Below are 17,127 nucleotides of genomic sequence, written 5' to 3' on the forward strand. Positions count from 1 at the left end.
ACAACAGGTCGGGGTAGAGTACTCCCCCACCCCACTTGTCGGTCACTCTCCCTACACTAGGACTATGAACCACCCTGTTGCCGCCGAACCGGAAGTAGAACTCGACGTCCTGGCACCCTGGGGGCCCGCGGGTCCGCCGGCGCCCAGCCTGTGGTCGCCCGACGTGCTGGGACCCGGCTTCCTGGCCCGCACCATTGAACTGATCCCCGACGAAGAGGGCGAGGCGGTCGCCACCCTGGTTCGCTACCGCCCCCCGGAGCCGTCCCCATCGCCTCGTGCCCAGTGCCTCTACCTCCACGGGCGCAATGACTATTTCTTTCAGACGGAGCTGGCCCGGGAGCTGGCCCGGGCCGGGGTCGAGTTTTTTGCCCTGGACCTGCGCAAATACGGCCGCTCGCTGCGCCCCTGGCAGACAATCGGGTACGCCTCTGACTTCTCTGTTTATGAGGAGGAAATCGGCCTGGCGATCGAAATCATGCAGCAGCACACCCCCGGTTTGCCGCTCCTGCTGATGGGGCACTCCACCGGCGGGCTGCTGGCCACCCTTTGGGCCTACCGGCGCCCGGGGGCCGTCGCCGGCCTGATTCTGAACTCCGCCTGGCTGGAGTTGCAGGCAATGGCCGCCTGGCGACCGGCCCTGCAGCAGATCTTGGGGCGGATTGCCTCGCGTCGCCCCCGGGCCATCGTCATCTCGAACTCTAAGCCCGACTACTACGGCCCGTCACTGACGAAAGGATGGGCCGGCTCGGGCCTGGAGCCGCCGGCCTACTTTCAGGCAGAGCCGGACGATCCCGCCCTCGTCGGGTGGAAGATTTTTCCCGAGTGGAAGCGAAACCCGTCCTACCCGGTGCCCGCGACCTGGCTGGAGGCGATTATGGCCGCGCAGGACCGGGTGGAAAAAGAGGTACACCTCGACTGTCCGGTGCTCAGCCTGTGCTCAACCAAGGCGGCCTCGGCCGAAACGTGGTCACCGGACGTGTTCGACAGCGACACCGTGCTGGACCCTGAAGTGATTGTCGAGCGGTCCGCCAAGTTGGCCGACCTGGTCACCATTGCCCGCCTGCCCGGCAAGCACGACCTGCTGCTGTCGGATCCACCGGTGCGGCGCCACCTGTACCGGCTGATGCACAACTGGATAGAGGCGATGGTCCCCGCGAACAGCTAGCGCGCCGCCGCGTTGATCTCGGCGATGGCTTCCGCCAGGGTGGGGCCGTAGACATCCCCCAGATGCCAGGAGGCCCAGCCGTCCTCACCACCGTAACCGACGGCCTGCAGGGCCAGGGTCGGATCGTTGAACTGCCCGGCTGCGGTTCGGATCAGGCCGGTCGTGCCCAGTTCCGCCCGCACGGTCAGCCCAAACCGGGGGTCCAGCACGAGCGGGGTCGGGCGCCCAACCATTTTCGAGACCATGGCCAGCGCTTCCGGCCCCTCGTCGACGCGGGCCGGGATCCGGATGGAACCGGTGTCGGTACGCCGCTCCAACCGGGAGGGGAACGGCGACTTGGAACGACTGCGATGAGCGGGGGCGTGGGGCACGCGGCGCTCCAACACGTCGGGAGCACTGCCCTCGGGAACGACGTCTGAGCGGGCCGGAAGTGGCTCGTGAGCGACACGGGTCGAGGTGTCGGTGACCACCCGGGGGCGGGGGGCGGGCACCTCGCGCTTTTGAGCCAAGCCGGAAATCTCCGGCACCGGATTCGAGTCACCCACCAGCAGGTTGGCGCGATGTCCGTAGGTGCGCGGGCCCACCGCCGAGACGTCGAGGAACGAGCGTCCGTTCGACATTTGCCGCAGGGCCATCTCGTGCACCTCCACCCCGGAACTGGCCAGCACATCCAGCGCCGGACGAACCTCAGGTTCGATCGCGGCCGCCACGATGATCAGCCGGGGGCCGTTGGGCGTAGTGGGGGGCATCGACTCTCGAAACTGGGCCCAGTCCACCTTAAAGCCCTCAATGTCTCCCGGGTATTCGCGGGCCAGGTCCACCCAGGAGCGAGCGGCCGTGTCGGCCAGGCGCGACAGGGAATCGATCAGCAGGTCGGCATCCAGCTCTTCCACCACCTCGACCGCCACCACCTGACCGGAGGCATCCAGAGCCGTCAGGCGCGGCAGGTCACTGGGCGCGCTGCCGCCGTGGATGTTGCGCCAGGTGATCGGGAACAGGGGACGAGCGACAATTTCGAGGACTTGACTGCGAACCGCCCGCAGCACATCGGGAGTGAATCCACCGGGGACCTCGCGGCCGAATTGAGCCGGGACCAGTCGACCGTTGTCTAACTCGAATAATGCCATTGGCTCTCCTCAATCACTACCTTCCCCAATATTGTCGCACGGGGACCGCCAATTGTCCCTCTCCTTCCCTCGGCCGGCAGCAAACGACAGCCCGTTTCCACCGGGAGCTCCGCGCTGGGGGCGCACCTGCACGGATGGGGGACGAGGGGGAGCTCCGGTCACCGGGAACGAAGGCTCGGCCGCTGGGTGAGTCGAACACACGGGCCCGGTTTCGAGCAGCGCGTGTACGCTTCATATTTGCTAGCCTCGGACGCTGCCCCGAACGGCCTTGAGGCGATGTTCGGCCAGTTTGGTCCAGTCGAACCGCCGGGAAAAGCGCCCCCACCTGCGCGGATAAGAATGTAACCAAAAGTTTATCGACCCATTTGCCGGGGGGGGTAGACTGGCGGCAAGTCGAGCCAAGGAGGACTCCGATGTTTGCTCCCCTACGATTCGCCCTGGTCGCAGCGCTGGCCGCAGCGGGCGGCCTCACCTCCGCCTCATCGACCCAAAACGGGTCCGCGCTGGACGTCCTTCCGGCCTGCATTCAGTCGGACCCCACCACCCAGCAGCCCTACTGGGTGGGTGAGCCCGAGGCCCAGGTCTCGCGTTTGGGCCTGGAGTTACAGGATCTCGCCGACCAGCACCCGGATGAGATTCGCGGCGTCAGCTACTGCACCCACTACGAGGGGGTCGTGGTGTTCGTGACTGACCGTGCCAGCGATGAAACCAAGGCAGCGCTGGCTGAGGCGGCAGGCCGGTACCCGGGCGTTCCCGCCTCCATTGAGCAGGGCGGCCTTTCCCTAACCGAACTGACCTCGGCGCTGGCAACGCTAAGCTCCAATGGACTGCAGCTGCCCGGGATCGGATGGTACGGTCCGAACCTGGTCACCGGCGGGATCGACATCGGGGCTGATCCGAACCTGGTGAATCTGGACCAACTGCGCCAGACGTTGACCGCCAGCCTCTCCCAGATCGGGGTGGAAGTGCCGCTCAACCTGATCCCGGAAGCAGGCGTTGCCACCAACTCGGTCAGCACCGGGGTCGAACAGGGGGCGGGGACCAATGCGGACTAGCAAAGCCTGGCTCTTGGCCCCGCTCGTCGCCGCGGGCCTCACCCTGGCTGCCTGTAGCTCCGGTCAAACGCCGACAGAAGAGGCGAAAGCCGGTCCCTGCAGCGTTACCGATCCGGATTCCCTGCCGGAACTGACGCAGGCAGACCTGGAGCAGGCCGGCGAGCTGAACTTCCGCGCCTGCGAGGGCGGGCAGGATACCGACGTGACTATCACCGAAGAATGGTTCCCCCTGATTGCTACCGACGGGGTCGACCTACCAACCCAAGTGACGCTGTCCAGCGACGTGCAAACGCCGGCGGACTGTGCGCTCACCGCCGAACAGGTGCTGGTGCTGGAACTGAACGGGACGCTGTACCGGGCCCGGTCGGTGGCTTGTAACCAGAACAGCAGCTAGCGGGACGATTGGTCCGGCCCGGCCAGCAGGGCTACCTTCCCCAGGTGGGCACCGGAGTCAAAATATTCGTGCGCTTCCCGGGCCTGCGACAGCGGGAACGTCCGCTCGACCGGGACGGTTAGCTGGCCGCTGGCGAGCAGGGGCCAGACCTCCCGGTGCACCTGCTGGACGATCCGCTCCTTGTCCGCGGCGCTTCGACTGCGAAGGCCGGTTCCAATCACCCCGGCCCGCTTGGCGAGCAGTCGGCCCAAGTCCAGTTCTGCCCGGGTTCCCCCGCTCAGACCAATGTTGACCAGGCGGCCGTCCGCGGCCAAGGCGGTGACGTTGCGCGTCAGATACTTGGCGCCCACCACATCCAGGATCACGTCGGCGCCGTGGCCCCCGGTCAACTCCCCCACTCGCTCAACAAAGTCCTCTTCCCGGTAGTTGATGGCCGCCTCGGCCCCAAACCGCAGCGCCCACTCTGCCTTAGCCGGGCTGCTGACGGTGGCGAGTGGCCGGGCCCCCCGGGCCCGCAGATACTGCAGCGCAAAAGTGCCGATCCCGCCCGACCCACCGTGGACCAGGACCCACTGACCCGGCTGCACCGGGACCGTGAGCGACAGGTTGGACACCACGGTGGATGCGACTTCCATCAGCGCGCCGGCGGCCACCAGGTCCAAACCCTTCGGGGCGGGCAGCACCTGCCCGGCCGGGACGCAGACATACTGGGCGTAGCCGCCCGAACCCAGCAGGGCCACCACCGGCTCGCCTCCGGGAAACAGGTCCGGATCCACCCCTGGTCCCCAGTCGACCACCCGCCCGGAGACCTCCAGACCGGGAATGTCGCTCTCACCCACCGGCGGCGGATAGTGACCCTCCCGCTGCAGGACGTCGGCGCGGTTCAGCCCGGCCGCCACCACCTCGATCAGCACCTCACCGGGGGCCGGTTGCGGGACTTGCCGCCGCTGCTCAATCACAACTTCGGGGCCGCCGGGACCCGCGTAACAGGCGATCGACATCTGCGTAGGAATCAGCCTCATGGTCCTCATTGTGCCAGGTCTGCCCGAGTGGGGACAGACAAAGATCCGGGCCCGCCCACAGGCGGACCCGGATCCTAGTTGCGACTAATTAGCCTTCCAGCACCGCGGCGCGGCCGGCCTCCAGGCGCGCCACCGGGACGCGGAACGGAGAGCAGGACACGTAGTCGAGACCAACCTCGGCGAAGAAGTGGATCGACTCCGGGTCACCGCCGTGCTCGCCACAGACGCCGAGCTTAATGTTCGGCTTGGACTCGCGCGCCCGGCGCACACCTTCGGCCACCACGCGGCCGACGCCGTGCACGTCGATGGTTTCGAACGGGGAGACGCGGAAGATCGAGTTCTCGATGTAGGTCGGGAAGAACACGCCTTCGACGTCGTCGCGGGAGAAGCCCCACACCGTCTGGGTCAGGTCGTTGGTGCCGAACGAGAAGAAGTCCGACGCCTTGGCCAGGTCCTCAGCGGTCATGGCGGCCCGCGGCAGCTCGATCATGGAGCCGATCGGAATGTCCAGCTCCACCTGGTAGCGGCTGGCCACCTCGGCGATGGTCGCTTCGGCCTCGTCGCGGATGATCTCCAGCTCGCGAACCGAGCCAACCAGGGGCACCATGATCTCCGGACGGGGATCCAGACCCTTGGACTTCAGCTCGGCGGCCGCCTCAGACAGGGCACGGATCTGCAGCAGGAACAGGCCGGGCAGATAGATGCCCAGACGCACCCCGCGCAGACCCAGCATCGGGTTCTGCTCGTGGAGGCGGCGGACCTCGGTCAGCATCAGCTCGTCCTGCGGGTCGACCGGCTGACCGGTCGCCTTCGCCACGGCCACCTTGACCTCCAGCGAGGTCAGGTCCGGGAGGAACTCGTGCAGGGGCGGGTCGATCAGGCGGACGGTCATCGGCAGACCGTTCATCACCTCGAGCATCTCCAGGAAGTCGCCCTTCTGGAGGACTTCCAGTTCGCCCAGCGCAGTGGTCCGCTCGGTCGATTCCGGGGCCGAGAGGATGACGCGTTCCACCAGCGGGCGACGCTCGCCCAGGAACATGTGCTCGGTCCGGCACAGGCCGATCCCTTCGGCGCCAAAGTCGACGGCGCGCTCAGAGTCAACCGGGGTGTCGGCATTCGCGCGCACCTGGAGCTTGCGCACCTTGTCCGCGTGAGAAAGGATCCGGTCCACCGACTTGATCAGGTCGATCGTGGCCTCGTCCCCATCGGCAGCGGCAATGCCAGCTTCCAGGCCGTCGGCCAGGTAGGTGGTCACCGGCGAATCCTGGACCGCCACCTCACCGAGGAACACCTCGCCGGTGGAGCCGTCAATCGCGATGATGTCATCGGAGGTGAGGACGTAGTCGCCCACCTTCACGGTGCCCTCTTCGGCGTTGATGTTCAGGGTTTCCGCCCCGACAATGCAGGTCTTGCCCATGCCGCGAGCCACGACCGCCGCGTGCGAGGTCTTGCCCCCGCGAGCGGTCAGCACCCCTTCGGCTGCCACCATGCCGGGCAGGTCCTCCGGGTTGGTTTCGCGGCGAACCAGCACGCAGCGCACGCCTTCGGCCGCAAACTGCTCGGCCTGCGCGTTGTTGAACGCGATGTGGCCAACGGCGGCGCCCGGAGAGGCGGCCATGCCCTTGGTGATCAGGACCTTCTCAGCTTCGGGGTCAATCTGGGGGAACATCAGCTGGGTCAGCTGCTCACCGGTGACCCGCTCCAGCGCCTCGTCGTTGGTGACCAGCTTCTCGTCCACCAGCTGGGTGGCGACGCGGAACGCAGCCGCGGCGGTCCGCTTGCCGACGCGGGTCTGCAGCATCCACAGCTTGCCGCGCTCAATGGTGAACTCGATGTCGCACAGATCCTGGTAGTGGGTCTCAAGCTTGCGCATGATGGCCCGCAGTTCCTTGTAGGCGGCCTCATCGGTCGTCTCCAGGGTGGCCAGCGGCAGGGTGTTGCGGATACCCGCCACGACGTCCTCACCCTGCGCGTTCATCAGGTAGTCGCCGTAGACACCGGAGTGACCGGTGGAGGGGTCGCGGGTGAAGCAGACGCCGGTGCCCGAGGTGTCACCCATGTTGCCAAAGACCATGGTCTGAACGTTGACCGCAGTGCCCAGGTCGTCTGGGATCCGCTCACGGCGACGGTAAATCTTGGCCCGCTCGGTGTTCCAGGAGCGGAAGACGGCTTCGATGGCCAGGTCCATCTGCTCACGCGGGTTCTGCGGGAAGTCTTTCCCGGTGGCGTCCTTGACGATCTGCTTGAAGGTCCCAACCAGTTCCTGCAGGTCGGCGGCGACCAGGTCGGTGTCGGCCGCAGCGTTGCGATCAGCCTTCATTTCTTCGAGCGCGTCAGAGAACAGATCCCCGTCGATGTCCAGCACGGTCTTGCCGAACATCTGGATCAGGCGCCGGTAGGAGTCCCAGGCGAACCGCTCATTCTGCGACATCGCGGCCAGCCCCAACACCGATTCGTCATTGAGACCAATGTTGAGCACGGTCTCCATCATGCCCGGCATCGAGAACTTGGCACCGGACCGAACCGAAACCAGCAGCGGGTCCGCCGGGTCGCCGAGGCGGCGGCCCATCTGGTCCTCCACCTTGCGCAGTTCCACGGTGACTTCGGTCTGAAGTTCTTCCGGAACCGCACCGTCCTTCAGGTAGGCGCGGCACGCCTCCGTGGTGATGGTGAATCCGGGGGGAACCGGCAGACCCAACCGGGTCATTTCCGCCAGGTTGGCGCCCTTACCGCCCAGCAGGTCCTTCTGATCTTTGTCGCCCTGCGTGAAATCATAAACGTATTTGACCATTGGTAGCCTTGGCCTCCATTTAGTAAATCGTGCCCCGTCGACACGTCGTCAATCAGTTTACCAAGAGTCGTTGGTCCCAGGAGGATCGACCTCGGTTTTTAGCCCACGTCACCGATAAAAGACCAGGTCAGACGGGGTTTGACCGTGGAGGATTCGTCAGTGTTCGGTCCCGCCCGCGGCCCGGTCCGGATCGGTGGCACCACTGGCCACCGCCACCGCACTGATGAGGGAAACGTATTCCTGCCCAGTGGCCCTCGTCATCCCAATCTCGCAGGTGCGGTTGGTGGAGATCCACAGGTCCACGCCCTGGACGTCGGCCGCCTCCGGCTCGGTGGCAGCTGCGGTCAGCTCGGGGTGTAGCATTCCGCGGTCACCCGCGAACCCACAGCAACCCCAATCGTCTGGGACCCGTGCCTGACCGACCACCTGCTGCGCCACCTGTCGGACGGCTTCAGTTGAACCCAAGTGCGTGGTGGAACAGGTGGGGTGGAGGGCCGCCTGGTGCCAGGTAACCCGTAGTTGCCCGGCCGGCAGTCGGGGCAGGATCACGTCTCGAAGAAACACCGGGGCATCCAAAACCCGGTAGCCGTCAGCGAACTTCACCAGCCCCTCGGTGCACGAGGAGTTGTCGCACACCACCGGGAGCCGGCCACCCTCGGTTGCCACTTCCAAGGCCGCCCGAACTTGGCTCCGGATCCGGTCCGCAGACTGTCCCTTGGAGGTCCACGGGGTGGCGCAGCAGAGACGATCCAGGCCCGGTGGGAACCGCAGAGTCACCCCGGCCTGCTCGCACAGCAGCTGGAAATCCAGCTGGGTATTGCCGGAGGAGCCGTCCAGCGGAGCCGGGGCAAACATGGCATTCAGACACGAAGGCAGGTAGACCGCCTCCACCGGTCCGGTACTCCGGTGGTACCGCGCCACTTTGCTCCGCCGCCGCCCTCCGCCCGGCAAATCCGCAGTCCAAAGCGGAACCCGGTCAGGCCCAACTATTGCTCGCAGCATCCGGGTGATGCCGGTGACCATCGAGGCGGGCAGGCGCTGGGCCACGCTCAGGGCCAGGGCGGCGCCCACGGTAACCGCTGACCAGTGTCGAGCCGCCAGCGCCCACATCACCCGGAACCAGCGCGGACTGCGCTGCCGGCGCTGTTCCCGCACCAGGTCCCCGGTGTTGATGTCGAGCGGACAGGCCACTTCACACAGCCCATCCACCGCACAGGTATCCACCGCCGCGTACTCGAATGCCTGCTCAAGTTGCTTGGCCCCCACCCGGTCCCCTCGCTGACGGGCCAACGCAATTTCCCGCTCGGCCACAATTCTGGTTCGCGGGGTCAACGTCAGCTGATGGCTGGGGCAGGACGGCTCGCAGTAGCCGCACTCCACGCATCGGTCCACCAGCGGATTGACCGCGGGAGTCTCCTTCAGCGACCGCAAGTGCAGGTGGGGATCATCGGTGAGGATCACCCCCGGGTTACAGAGCTGGTCCGGGTCGAAAGCGGATTTCAGGTCGCGCATGATCCGGTAGAGCTCGGGGCCGTACTGTCGCTCGACAAACGGGGCCATGGCTCTACCGGTCCCGTGTTCAGCCTTGAGCGCCCCACCCCGTGACAGCACCAACTCCACCAGTTCCTCCGTAAAAGCTTCCAGGCGCTGACGGCCCCGGTCCGAGCCGAAATCGTCGGACAACATGAAGTGCAGATTGCCATCTTTGGCGTGGCCGAAGATCACCGCGTCGCGGTAGTCGAACCGCTCCAGCAGGTTGGAGAGGTCGCGAGTGGTGTCAGCCAGGGCCGGCACGGGCACCGCGATGTCCTCCAGCAGGGTTCGTTCGCTGCTGGCCCCGGCCACGGAAGCATACAGTCCTTTCCGGACCGCCCACAGGTGAGCCCGAACAGCCGAGTCGGTGGTAAAGCTGGGGGCTGCGGGCACGGTTTGAGCCCGGACCAGAGCTTCGGCCAGATCCGCCTCGGACTCCTCCTGGTACTCAACTAGCAGCGCGGCCTGTTCTTTCAAGTCCAGGCCCACCAGTTCCGCCGGCGGGTGCGGCAGATTTTGGGCCACCGCCAGTGCCCGCGCATCCATCAGTTCGAGGGCAGCCACCCCGGTCCCAACCAGGGGGGCAATCGCCTCGGCCGCCCGATGGACGTCGGGAAAAAGCCACAGGGCGGTGGCGGCATGGGGGCGGACCGGCACGGTCCGGTAGACCGCCTCGGAAACGAACCCGAGGGTGCCCTCGCTGCCCACCAGCAGATGGACCAGCAGGTCCAGGGGCTCGGAGTAATCCAGGAACGCATTGAGGCTGTAGCCCATCGTGTTTTTTTGGCTGAATTGCCGCCGCACCTCAGCCACCAGGTCGGGCCGTGCCCACAGTTGATCGCGGAGCCGTGTGAGCGTGTCAACCAGGTTGGGCTCCAACTCGGCCAGCTTGTCGGCAGCTCCGGGGTCGGCGGTATTCAAAATGGTGCCGGAAGGCAGCACGACCTCGAGCGACTCGATCAGCCGGTAGCTGTTCTGGTCGGTACCGCACAGCATCCCCGACGCATTGTTGGCCAGCACCCCACCCACGGTCGCGGCAATCTCGCTGGCCGGATCCGGCCCCATTTTCCGGCCGTGGCGGGCCAGAGCCCGGTTCACCTGCCGGATAGTCACCCCCGGCTGGACCCACACCCGATGTCCCCGGTCCAACGGCACCACCGCTTTGAACGCGGCCCTGGTATCCACCAGGATCCCTTCGGACTGGGCCTGCCCATTCAAACTGGTGCCTCCCGAGCGGAAAGTTACCGGCAAGTGACGCCGACGCGCCTCCCGAAACAGCTCTGCCATCTGCGCCGCAGAGTCGACCTGGCGCACCTCCCTGGGAGTCACCAGAAAGTGGGAGGCGTCGTGAGCCCAGACTCGCCGGTACAGTTCCTGGGCGGCTCCACCCGAACGCAAAGCTTCAGCACGCGAGAGGCTCATGGGGCGACAGTTCCTTCCAGGTTCAGGGACAGCAGCGGGGGCAGGGGTGTGGGCAGCTCGAGCGGGCCGGCACCCGGGGTGATGGTCCCCAGCACGCGCGGCCCACGAGCGCCGGTCACCCCCGGGAGAGTGGCCGGAACTCCGTGCAGGGTGCACCACCCAATCAGGGCGCACAGGATCGCTTCTTTCGCCCCCGCGTCCACCCCCAATTGGTCGGTCAGCTCCACCGTCGCCTCGGGGAGGCGGCGTCGAAGGGCTGCCAGCAGCACCGGGTTTTGGGCACCCCCGCCGGAGACGAACACCGATCCCACCGCGGACAGGTCCCGAGCCACCGTCAACGCGGTCAGTTCGGTCAAGGTGGCCACCACGTCGACGGGGGCGAGGCGGGGCCAGCGAGCCAGCGGCCCCTGCAAATACTCCCAGTTGAAGTGCTCTTTTCCGGTCGACTTGGGGGCTGGCAACCGGTAGTAGGGGTCATCGGCCAGCAGGTCCAGCAGGGGAACGAAAGGACTGCCTGCCGCCGCCAAACGCCCATCCACGTCAAACCCGACTGAGTTCAGCTTCAGGTGGGTGACGTAGGTGTCGATCAACGCGTTGGCCGGTCCCGTATCCCAAGCCTCGACCCGGGTGCCCACCCGGACGGTGACGTTGGCGATTCCACCCAGATTCAAGGTAGCCGCCCCTCGCCCCGACCCGGTAGCCGGTGCCAGCAGGGCCGCGTCCAGGAAGGAGACGAGTGGGGCTCCCTGACCTCCGGCCGCAAGATCGCGGACCCGCAGATCCGCCACCACCGGCAGACCGGTACGCTCCGCAATCTCCGCCGGCTGGCCCAACTGCATGGTGCCACGGGCGGAACCATCCGGGACCCAGTGGCAGACAGTCTGCCCGTGGGAGCAGATCGCGTCGGCGCCTCCGCTCGCTGCCAGCGCCGCCTCGGCCACTTCGGCAAACAGTTCACCGAGGTAAACGTCAGCCCGAACAACGTCCTCCAATGAGACCCGGGCCGGTGGAAACAGACTCTGGATTAGGGCCCGACCCTCCGGAGAAATCGGGGTCTCATTTGCCCACTGCAACCGTCCGGTCAGGTGTCCGTCACGGTAGGTAAAGTCAACTACTGCCGCGTCCACCCCGTCGCAAGAGGTGCCCGACATCAGGCCGAGGATTCGCATTAGTCGACGGCCAGGACCTGGTGACGGGCCAAGCGCAGGGCCCCGGTCAAGCCCGAGTTTCCTTCGGAGACAGTCCAGCCCAACTCCTGCAACCGCGAGCGCAATCCGGCGGCAACGGGATGATCCCCCGTGGCAACGGAGCCAACCAAAACCAGGGGCCCGCCGTCGGCCCCCGGGAGCGACTCGACTGTCCTCACCAACTCGGACACCGCCTCGTCGACGATCTCGGCCGCCACCGGGTCCCCCAGGTGGTAGGCCTGGTCGACAAAGCGGGCATACTTTCCCAACTCTTTGGGCGAGGCCGCGTAAACGGAGGCAATCAGCTCACAGGCGGTCTCGTCGCGCAGGACCAACTTGGTCAGCAGAGTGGCTGGTCCGCGCCCGGAGTGCCCGTCCAAAGCGGCGCGCACTGCCGCCCGGCCCAGCCAGACCCCGCCGCCGCGGTCACCCAGCAGGTAACCGTAGCCGTCGCTGGTGGCCCCGAGTTCGGCCCCGCTCACCAACCCGGCAATTGCGCCGGTGCCGGCAATCAGCACGGTACCGGCCGGACGTGCCTCTCCCGACCAGAACGCCACCACCAGGTCGGATACCGCCCGCACCGGACTGGTCAGGCCGTGCCGGCGCCAAGCCGACTCCAGTGCCCGGGTCAGTGCCGGACCGTTGGTAATGAACCCGGCCAATCCGGCCACGCCGCCGACGATCCGACCGGTGGGAGCCGCCGCTAGCGCCCACCCGAGGGTTTCGTCGAATGATCGACCCGGGTCACCGCCTGAGTTCGGGTTGATTCCGGGTCCGGTGGCTTCGGCTAACTGGTTCCCCTCCAGGTCGGCAATTGCCACCCGCAGGGTGGTGCCGCCCCCGTCCATTCCGACCACGAGGTCCATCAGCTTTCCCCTTGACTTCGGAGTCGTCCCACGGCCGCCAGGGTGGCTTCAAGCGCATCAATGCTGCGGTCAAAAGTCTGCTGGGCAATGGCAACAAAGAGACAGTCCACCACCGTCAGTTGGGCGAGGCGGCTGCTGGTGGCCCCGGCCCGGAAGGTCGTTTCGCGAGCAGCGGTCAGCAGCGTCAGGTCAGCCAGCTCGGCCAGCGGAGACAGGGGCGAATTGGTGATGGCTACCGCGGTGGCACCGCGTTCCTGGGCCAGTTGCAGCAGCGTGCAGGTTTCGCTGGTCCGACCCGAATGCGAAAACCCGAACGCCACCGTCTGCTCGTTGGCCAGAGCCGCCGAGACCGCGGCACCGTGAGGGTCGGCATAGCTAAAAGCGGTTAGTCCGATCCGGTGGAGTTTACCCTGGAAGTCCGCCGCCACCAGAGCGGAGGCCCCCACCCCGTAGATTTCGATCCGGTTGGCCCGGACCACCCGGGCCACCACCTCGGACAGCGTTTCCAGGGACAGGGAGTTGGCCGTGTCTGAGACCGAGGTGACGTCCGCATAGGCAATCTTCTTGACCACCGAGTCGATGTCGTCCTCGGGCAGGATACCCCCCTGGTAGGCCACCGAATTTTCGTCGGAGTCGGGCCTACCTTCGGCCGCCAACGCCAGACGCAACTGCGGATAACCGGGGTAGCCGAACGCACGGCAGAACCGGATCACGGTGGTCTCAGACGTCTGCGCGGCGCGAGCTAGCTCCGTGATCGGCATAGCTGCAGCCCGGTTGGGGTCGGCGACGATTATCTCCCCCACCCGGCGAATGGCCGGTTGCAGGTCGGGAAGTCCCCGGCGGATACGAACACTCAGCGCTGCCTCTTCGGTCATTTCGTTTCCCCCAACACCTGTTTGCCAAACCGGTCGAAATCTTCTCCCGATGCTAGTTCGGCGCGGACCGAGTCGCGGAGTCGTCCGTGATTTGCCGGAATCGGCGCGGCGCTCAATAGCAGTTTCGTGTATTTGTGTTGTGGATCAAGAATAACCTGATCTGAGGGCCCCCTTTCGACCACCTCGCCGCGGTAGAGCACCATAATCTCGTCGGAGAAGTGCCGGGCGGTGGCCAGGTCATGCGTAATGTAGAGCACCCCCAGATTGTCCTCCCGCTGGAGGCGGGCCAGCAGGTTTAGCACGGAGAGCCGAATCGACACGTCGAGCATTGAGACCGGCTCGTCGGCGACTAGGTACTGAGCTCCAGGAGCCAAAGCCCGGGCAATCGCCACGCGTTGCCGCTGCCCCCCGGAAAGTTCGTGGGGGTGGCGGGCCGCGTAGGACTCCGCTGGCTCCAGGTTTACGCGGGTCAGCAGTTCCTGCACGGCCCGGTCGGCCTCGGCTCGCGTCTTCACTTTCCCGTGGATTCTCAGAGGCCGTTCCAGGTGATGCTGAATCGAGTGGAACGGGTTGAGGGACGCAAACGGGTCCTGGTAAACCATCTGAACCTTGTGCAGGTATTCCTGGCGCGACTTGGCGGTCAGCCCATCTACAGTGATGCTCCCGCTGCTCGGTTTCTCCAGGCGCATGATCATTTTGGCGATCGTGGATTTGCCCGAGCCGGACTCTCCTACCAGGGCGATGGTTTTGCCGGGCTTCAACTCGAAGGAGACATCTCGCACCGCCGTCAGGGTGGAGCTGCGCAGGCCCTGGCGGAGGCGGAACTGCTTGGTTACCCGGTCAACTATCAGGCTCATCGGTTGTCACCTTCCCCGGTGCGAACAAACCCGCCTTCCTCTCCCAGCAAGCTGGGGAATGAGCTCAGCAGTTTCTTCGTGTACTCGTGTTGGGGGTCCTCGTAAATGCTCTGAGCCGTATTCAGCTCGACAATCCGGCCGGTGCGCATGATTGCGATCCGGTCGGAGATCTCCAGCAGCAGCGGCAGGTCGTGGGTGATGAAGATGACCGCAAAGTTCAGCTGCTCGCGCAGGCGCATGATTTCGCGCAGAATCCCCCGCTGCACGACCACGTCTAGGGCTGTGGTCGGCTCGTCCATGATCATCACCTGCGGGCGCAGGGCCAGTGCCATCGCGATCATCACCCGCTGACGCATTCCGCCCGACAATTCGTGGGCAAAGGCACCCAGCCGGCTGGGATCCACCCCAACTAACTCCAGCAACTCCTCGGATTCTCGCTGCTTCTCTGCTTTCGACATGCCCGGTCGATGGGTGTCAAAGACGTCGAAGAGCTGGGCCCGAACCGAAATCACCGGGTTGAGCGCGTTCATCGCTCCCTGGAACACCATCGAGATCTTTGACCAGCGGAAACGGCGCAGGTCATCCCCGTACAGTCCGGTGACGTTGATATCCGTCCCCGAAAGGTCGTGCAGCGTCACCTGGCCGTCTACCAGCAGTGCCGGCGGCTTCAGCAGCCGGTTAATGCCGTAGGCCAGGGTGGTTTTTCCACACCCGGATTCCCCAGCCAGCCCCAAGATTTCCCCTCGGTTGAGGGTGAGGGAGACATCTTGGACTGCCCGGACCGGTTCAGCGGTCTCGTAGGTGATGGTCATGTTCCGGGCAGTGAGCACCGGGGTTTGGTCAGCCAGATAGGCATCGTGGGCGGGGGTGGTCAGGGGACCGGCCTCGTTTGTCATTTCGCGTCCTTCCCCGCTTGGGCGAGCCGCGCCTGGCGGCGCAGTTCCCGCTCGGCCCGGCGAACCGACCGGACCGCGTCCGGGGCCGCTTTCAGCTTCGGATTGATGGTCTCATCGATGGAGAAGTTGATCAGGGACAAGCCCGTTCCCAGCAGAGCGATCAGCAGCCCCGGCGGAACAAACCACCACCAGGCCCCCACGTGGAACGCGTTTTGCTGGGCGGCTTGGTTCAACATGGTTCCCCAGGTGATAGCTCCCGATGGACCCAATCCCAGGTAGGAGAGTCCCGCCTCGGAGAGGACGGCCAAGACCACGGCCGAGAGGAACATGGCCGCCAACAGGGGCAGCAGGTTGGGCAGGATTTCCACCAGGATGATCCGGGGGGCGCGCTCGCCGGCAGTCCGAGCTGCCGACACGTAGTCGCGGTTCCGCAAGGATTTGGCCTGAAGGCGCAAGACCACCGCTGATCCCGCCCAAGAGGTGATCCCCAAAACGAATGCGATCATCCACATGGACCGGGTCTCCAGGTAGGTGGCGATGACAATCACCAGTGGTAGGCCCGGAATCACCAGCATGATGTTCGTGATTAGGGAGAGCACCTCGTCAGTGATCCCACCTCGGTACCCGGCCACGATGCCAAAGAACAGCGAGAAAACGACGGCAATAAACCCGGCGGTCGCCCCCACCAGGAGCGAGCCGCTGGCCCCCTCGGCCAACTGTGCCAGGACATCGGCCCCCAGGTTATTGGTCCCCAGCAGATGCTGTGGACTGGGCGGCTGCATCGGGGTGTTGCCGTAAGCCCGCGGATCCTGGGTGAATCTGGGCCCCAGGAGGGCAAACAGGATGATTCCGACGGTCAGGAACAGCCCCAAACCGAGCTTTAGATCAAGCCGACGCCGGCGACGGCCGGACGGTTTCACTTCTTTTGCGCTAGACATTGCTTCTGGCCCTTGGATCGATAAAGCCGTACACCATGTCCATGACGAAGTTTGCGAGCAGCACGGTGACGGTGATGACGAGGAAGACTCCCTGCATGAGGGCAAAGTCCTTTTCGGAAACGGCGGTCATGAGCAGTTTGCCCACCCCCGGATAGCTGAAGACCTGCTCCATCACGATGGAGCCCGCCACCACGAAGCCCAGGGTAATCCCGAACGCCGCTAGGGACGGCAGCGCAGCATTTCGTCCCGCGTACCAGACGAAGATTCGGCTCTTCTTCAGGCCCTTGGCCTCCGCGGTGACCACGTAATCCTCAGACAGGGTAGAGACCATCATGTTGCGCATGCCGAGCACCCAACCCCCAACGGAGGCAATCACGATCGTGAGGGCCGGCAGCAGCCCGTGATAGATGGCGCTGCCCACGAAGGCCCACGACAGTTCGGGTCCGGCAGGAAAGTCACGCATCGAGTAGCCGCCGATGATGGGGAACAGACCGAGGGAGACCGAGAAGAGAGAGACAAAAATCAGGGCCAACCAGAAGTATGGGACCGACTGGAGCAGGGTCATCCCGGGAATAATCGCGTCGGCCGCGGTCCCCCGCTTCCACCCGGCGTAGGCTCCGATACTGACCCCCAGAATGAAGGAGATGACGGTGGCGGTGCCAACCAGAGCCAGTGTCCACGGCAGGGCCGAGGCAATCAGCGAGGAGACCGAGGCCGGAAACATCGAACTGGAGGTGCCGAGGTCTCCGTGCAAAATATTGCCCCAGTAGCTGAGGTACTGGTCCCAGATTGGCGAGTTGGAGGTGCCAAAGATCATGTCGATCGATCTCTCCATGGCCGGGGTGATTTCCCCGCCGCGCCGCATGATCTTCTCCATGAAGATTGTGCGCGGGTCGCCTGGCATCAGGCGAGGAAGCATAAAGTTGAGCGAAACCGCGGCCCACAGAGTGAACAGATAGAACGCGATTCGTCGTAGGTAGTACCTCACGCCGTCGACAC

Annotated in this window: 14 protein-coding genes; 3 read left to right on the forward strand and 11 right to left on the reverse strand. The window is 65.4% G+C overall.

Annotated elements, in window-relative coordinates; genetic code table 11:
* The first annotated feature begins 64 nt into the window (after nucleotides 1-64).
* Entirely contained in the window at nucleotides 65-1,165 is a 1,101-nt protein-coding gene (locus SAC06_RS09310) for an alpha/beta hydrolase (protein WP_350258020.1), read from the forward strand.
* Here the strand turns inward: SAC06_RS09310 and SAC06_RS09315 are convergent.
* Nucleotides 1,162-2,292: a hypothetical protein gene (locus SAC06_RS09315; protein WP_350258021.1), complete on the reverse strand. Its 1,131-nt coding sequence runs from the start codon at nucleotides 2,290-2,292 to the stop codon at nucleotides 1,162-1,164. The two genes, SAC06_RS09310 and SAC06_RS09315, sit on opposite strands and share 4 nt — an antisense overlap.
* Before the next feature lie 413 nt (nucleotides 2,293-2,705).
* Here SAC06_RS09315 and SAC06_RS09320 point away from each other — a divergent pair, with 413 nt between their 5' ends.
* Nucleotides 2,706-3,347, forward strand: coding sequence for a hypothetical protein (locus tag SAC06_RS09320; protein WP_350258022.1), 642 nt, complete (start codon nucleotides 2,706-2,708; stop codon nucleotides 3,345-3,347).
* Entirely contained in the window at nucleotides 3,337-3,741 is a 405-nt protein-coding gene (locus SAC06_RS09325; RefSeq protein WP_350258023.1) for a hypothetical protein, read from the forward strand. Before SAC06_RS09320 ends, SAC06_RS09325 begins: the two co-directional genes overlap by 11 nt.
* Here the strand turns inward: SAC06_RS09325 and SAC06_RS09330 are convergent.
* The 10 genes from SAC06_RS09330 to SAC06_RS09375 form a co-directional block, all read right to left on the reverse strand.
* Entirely contained in the window at nucleotides 3,738-4,763 is a 1,026-nt protein-coding gene (locus SAC06_RS09330; protein ID WP_350258024.1) for an NAD(P)H-quinone oxidoreductase, read from the reverse strand. The genes SAC06_RS09325 and SAC06_RS09330 overlap by 4 nt on opposite strands.
* Before the next feature lie 88 nt (nucleotides 4,764-4,851).
* Nucleotides 4,852-7,554 (reverse strand): pyruvate, phosphate dikinase, encoded by a 2,703-nt coding sequence (ppdK, locus tag SAC06_RS09335; RefSeq protein ID WP_350258025.1) that lies wholly within the window; start codon nucleotides 7,552-7,554, stop codon nucleotides 4,852-4,854.
* A gap of 156 nt (nucleotides 7,555-7,710) precedes the next feature.
* Nucleotides 7,711-10,509: an FAD-binding and (Fe-S)-binding domain-containing protein gene (locus tag SAC06_RS09340; protein WP_350258026.1), complete on the reverse strand. Its 2,799-nt coding sequence runs from the start codon at nucleotides 10,507-10,509 to the stop codon at nucleotides 7,711-7,713.
* Nucleotides 10,506-11,678 (reverse strand): anhydro-N-acetylmuramic acid kinase, encoded by a 1,173-nt coding sequence (locus tag SAC06_RS09345; RefSeq protein ID WP_350258027.1) that lies wholly within the window; start codon nucleotides 11,676-11,678, stop codon nucleotides 10,506-10,508. Before SAC06_RS09345 ends, SAC06_RS09340 begins: the two co-directional genes overlap by 4 nt.
* Nucleotides 11,678-12,562, reverse strand: coding sequence for an N-acetylglucosamine kinase (locus SAC06_RS09350; RefSeq protein WP_350258028.1), 885 nt, complete (start codon nucleotides 12,560-12,562; stop codon nucleotides 11,678-11,680). Before SAC06_RS09350 ends, SAC06_RS09345 begins: the two co-directional genes overlap by 1 nt.
* Nucleotides 12,562-13,437 carry a MurR/RpiR family transcriptional regulator gene (locus tag SAC06_RS09355; protein WP_350258029.1) on the reverse strand — a complete coding sequence of 292 codons (876 nt, stop codon included), beginning with the start codon at nucleotides 13,435-13,437 and terminating at the stop codon, nucleotides 12,562-12,564. Before SAC06_RS09355 ends, SAC06_RS09350 begins: the two co-directional genes overlap by 1 nt.
* Nucleotides 13,434-14,294, reverse strand: a complete 861-nt coding sequence (locus SAC06_RS09360) for an ABC transporter ATP-binding protein (RefSeq protein ID WP_350258030.1) — start codon at nucleotides 14,292-14,294, stop codon at nucleotides 13,434-13,436. The genes SAC06_RS09355 and SAC06_RS09360 overlap by 4 nt, the downstream gene beginning before the upstream one ends.
* Nucleotides 14,291-15,190 carry an ABC transporter ATP-binding protein gene (locus SAC06_RS09365; RefSeq protein ID WP_350258031.1) on the reverse strand — a complete coding sequence of 300 codons (900 nt, stop codon included), beginning with the start codon at nucleotides 15,188-15,190 and terminating at the stop codon, nucleotides 14,291-14,293. Before SAC06_RS09365 ends, SAC06_RS09360 begins: the two co-directional genes overlap by 4 nt.
* Nucleotides 15,187-16,128 (reverse strand): ABC transporter permease, encoded by a 942-nt coding sequence (locus tag SAC06_RS09370; RefSeq protein ID WP_350258032.1) that lies wholly within the window; start codon nucleotides 16,126-16,128, stop codon nucleotides 15,187-15,189. The genes SAC06_RS09365 and SAC06_RS09370 overlap by 4 nt, the downstream gene beginning before the upstream one ends.
* Complete coding sequence (locus SAC06_RS09375; protein WP_350258033.1) at nucleotides 16,121-17,116, reverse strand: ABC transporter permease; 996 nt, start codon at nucleotides 17,114-17,116, stop codon at nucleotides 16,121-16,123. The genes SAC06_RS09370 and SAC06_RS09375 overlap by 8 nt, the downstream gene beginning before the upstream one ends.
* Nucleotides 17,117-17,127: the final 11 nt, after the last annotated feature.

Origin of the sequence: Scrofimicrobium sp. R131 (assembly GCF_040256745.1) — a bacterium.
GTDB classification, from domain to species: domain Bacteria; phylum Actinomycetota; class Actinomycetes; order Actinomycetales; family Actinomycetaceae; genus Scrofimicrobium; species Scrofimicrobium appendicitidis.

What these genes read in the sequence shown, in the direction of transcription:
- SAC06_RS09310 (WP_350258020.1), top strand. Translation starts at nt 65, where the DNA reads ATGAACCACCCTGTTGCCGCCGAACCGGAAGTAGAACTCGACGTCCTG.
- SAC06_RS09315 (WP_350258021.1), bottom strand. Translation starts at nt 2,292, where the DNA reads ATGGCATTATTCGAGTTAGACAACGGTCGACTGGTCCCGGCTCAATTC.
- SAC06_RS09320 (WP_350258022.1), top strand. Translation starts at nt 2,706, where the DNA reads ATGTTTGCTCCCCTACGATTCGCCCTGGTCGCAGCGCTGGCCGCAGCG.
- SAC06_RS09325 (WP_350258023.1), top strand. Translation starts at nt 3,337, where the DNA reads ATGCGGACTAGCAAAGCCTGGCTCTTGGCCCCGCTCGTCGCCGCGGGC.
- SAC06_RS09330 (WP_350258024.1), bottom strand. Translation starts at nt 4,763, where the DNA reads ATGAGGCTGATTCCTACGCAGATGTCGATCGCCTGTTACGCGGGTCCC.
- ppdK (WP_350258025.1), bottom strand. Translation starts at nt 7,554, where the DNA reads ATGGTCAAATACGTTTATGATTTCACGCAGGGCGACAAAGATCAGAAG.
- SAC06_RS09340 (WP_350258026.1), bottom strand. Translation starts at nt 10,509, where the DNA reads ATGAGCCTCTCGCGTGCTGAAGCTTTGCGTTCGGGTGGAGCCGCCCAG.
- SAC06_RS09345 (WP_350258027.1), bottom strand. Translation starts at nt 11,678, where the DNA reads ATGCGAATCCTCGGCCTGATGTCGGGCACCTCTTGCGACGGGGTGGAC.
- SAC06_RS09350 (WP_350258028.1), bottom strand. Translation starts at nt 12,562, where the DNA reads ATGGACCTCGTGGTCGGAATGGACGGGGGCGGCACCACCCTGCGGGTG.
- SAC06_RS09355 (WP_350258029.1), bottom strand. Translation starts at nt 13,437, where the DNA reads ATGACCGAAGAGGCAGCGCTGAGTGTTCGTATCCGCCGGGGACTTCCC.
- SAC06_RS09360 (WP_350258030.1), bottom strand. Translation starts at nt 14,294, where the DNA reads ATGAGCCTGATAGTTGACCGGGTAACCAAGCAGTTCCGCCTCCGCCAG.
- SAC06_RS09365 (WP_350258031.1), bottom strand. Translation starts at nt 15,190, where the DNA reads ATGACAAACGAGGCCGGTCCCCTGACCACCCCCGCCCACGATGCCTAT.
- SAC06_RS09370 (WP_350258032.1), bottom strand. Translation starts at nt 16,128, where the DNA reads ATGTCTAGCGCAAAAGAAGTGAAACCGTCCGGCCGTCGCCGGCGTCGG.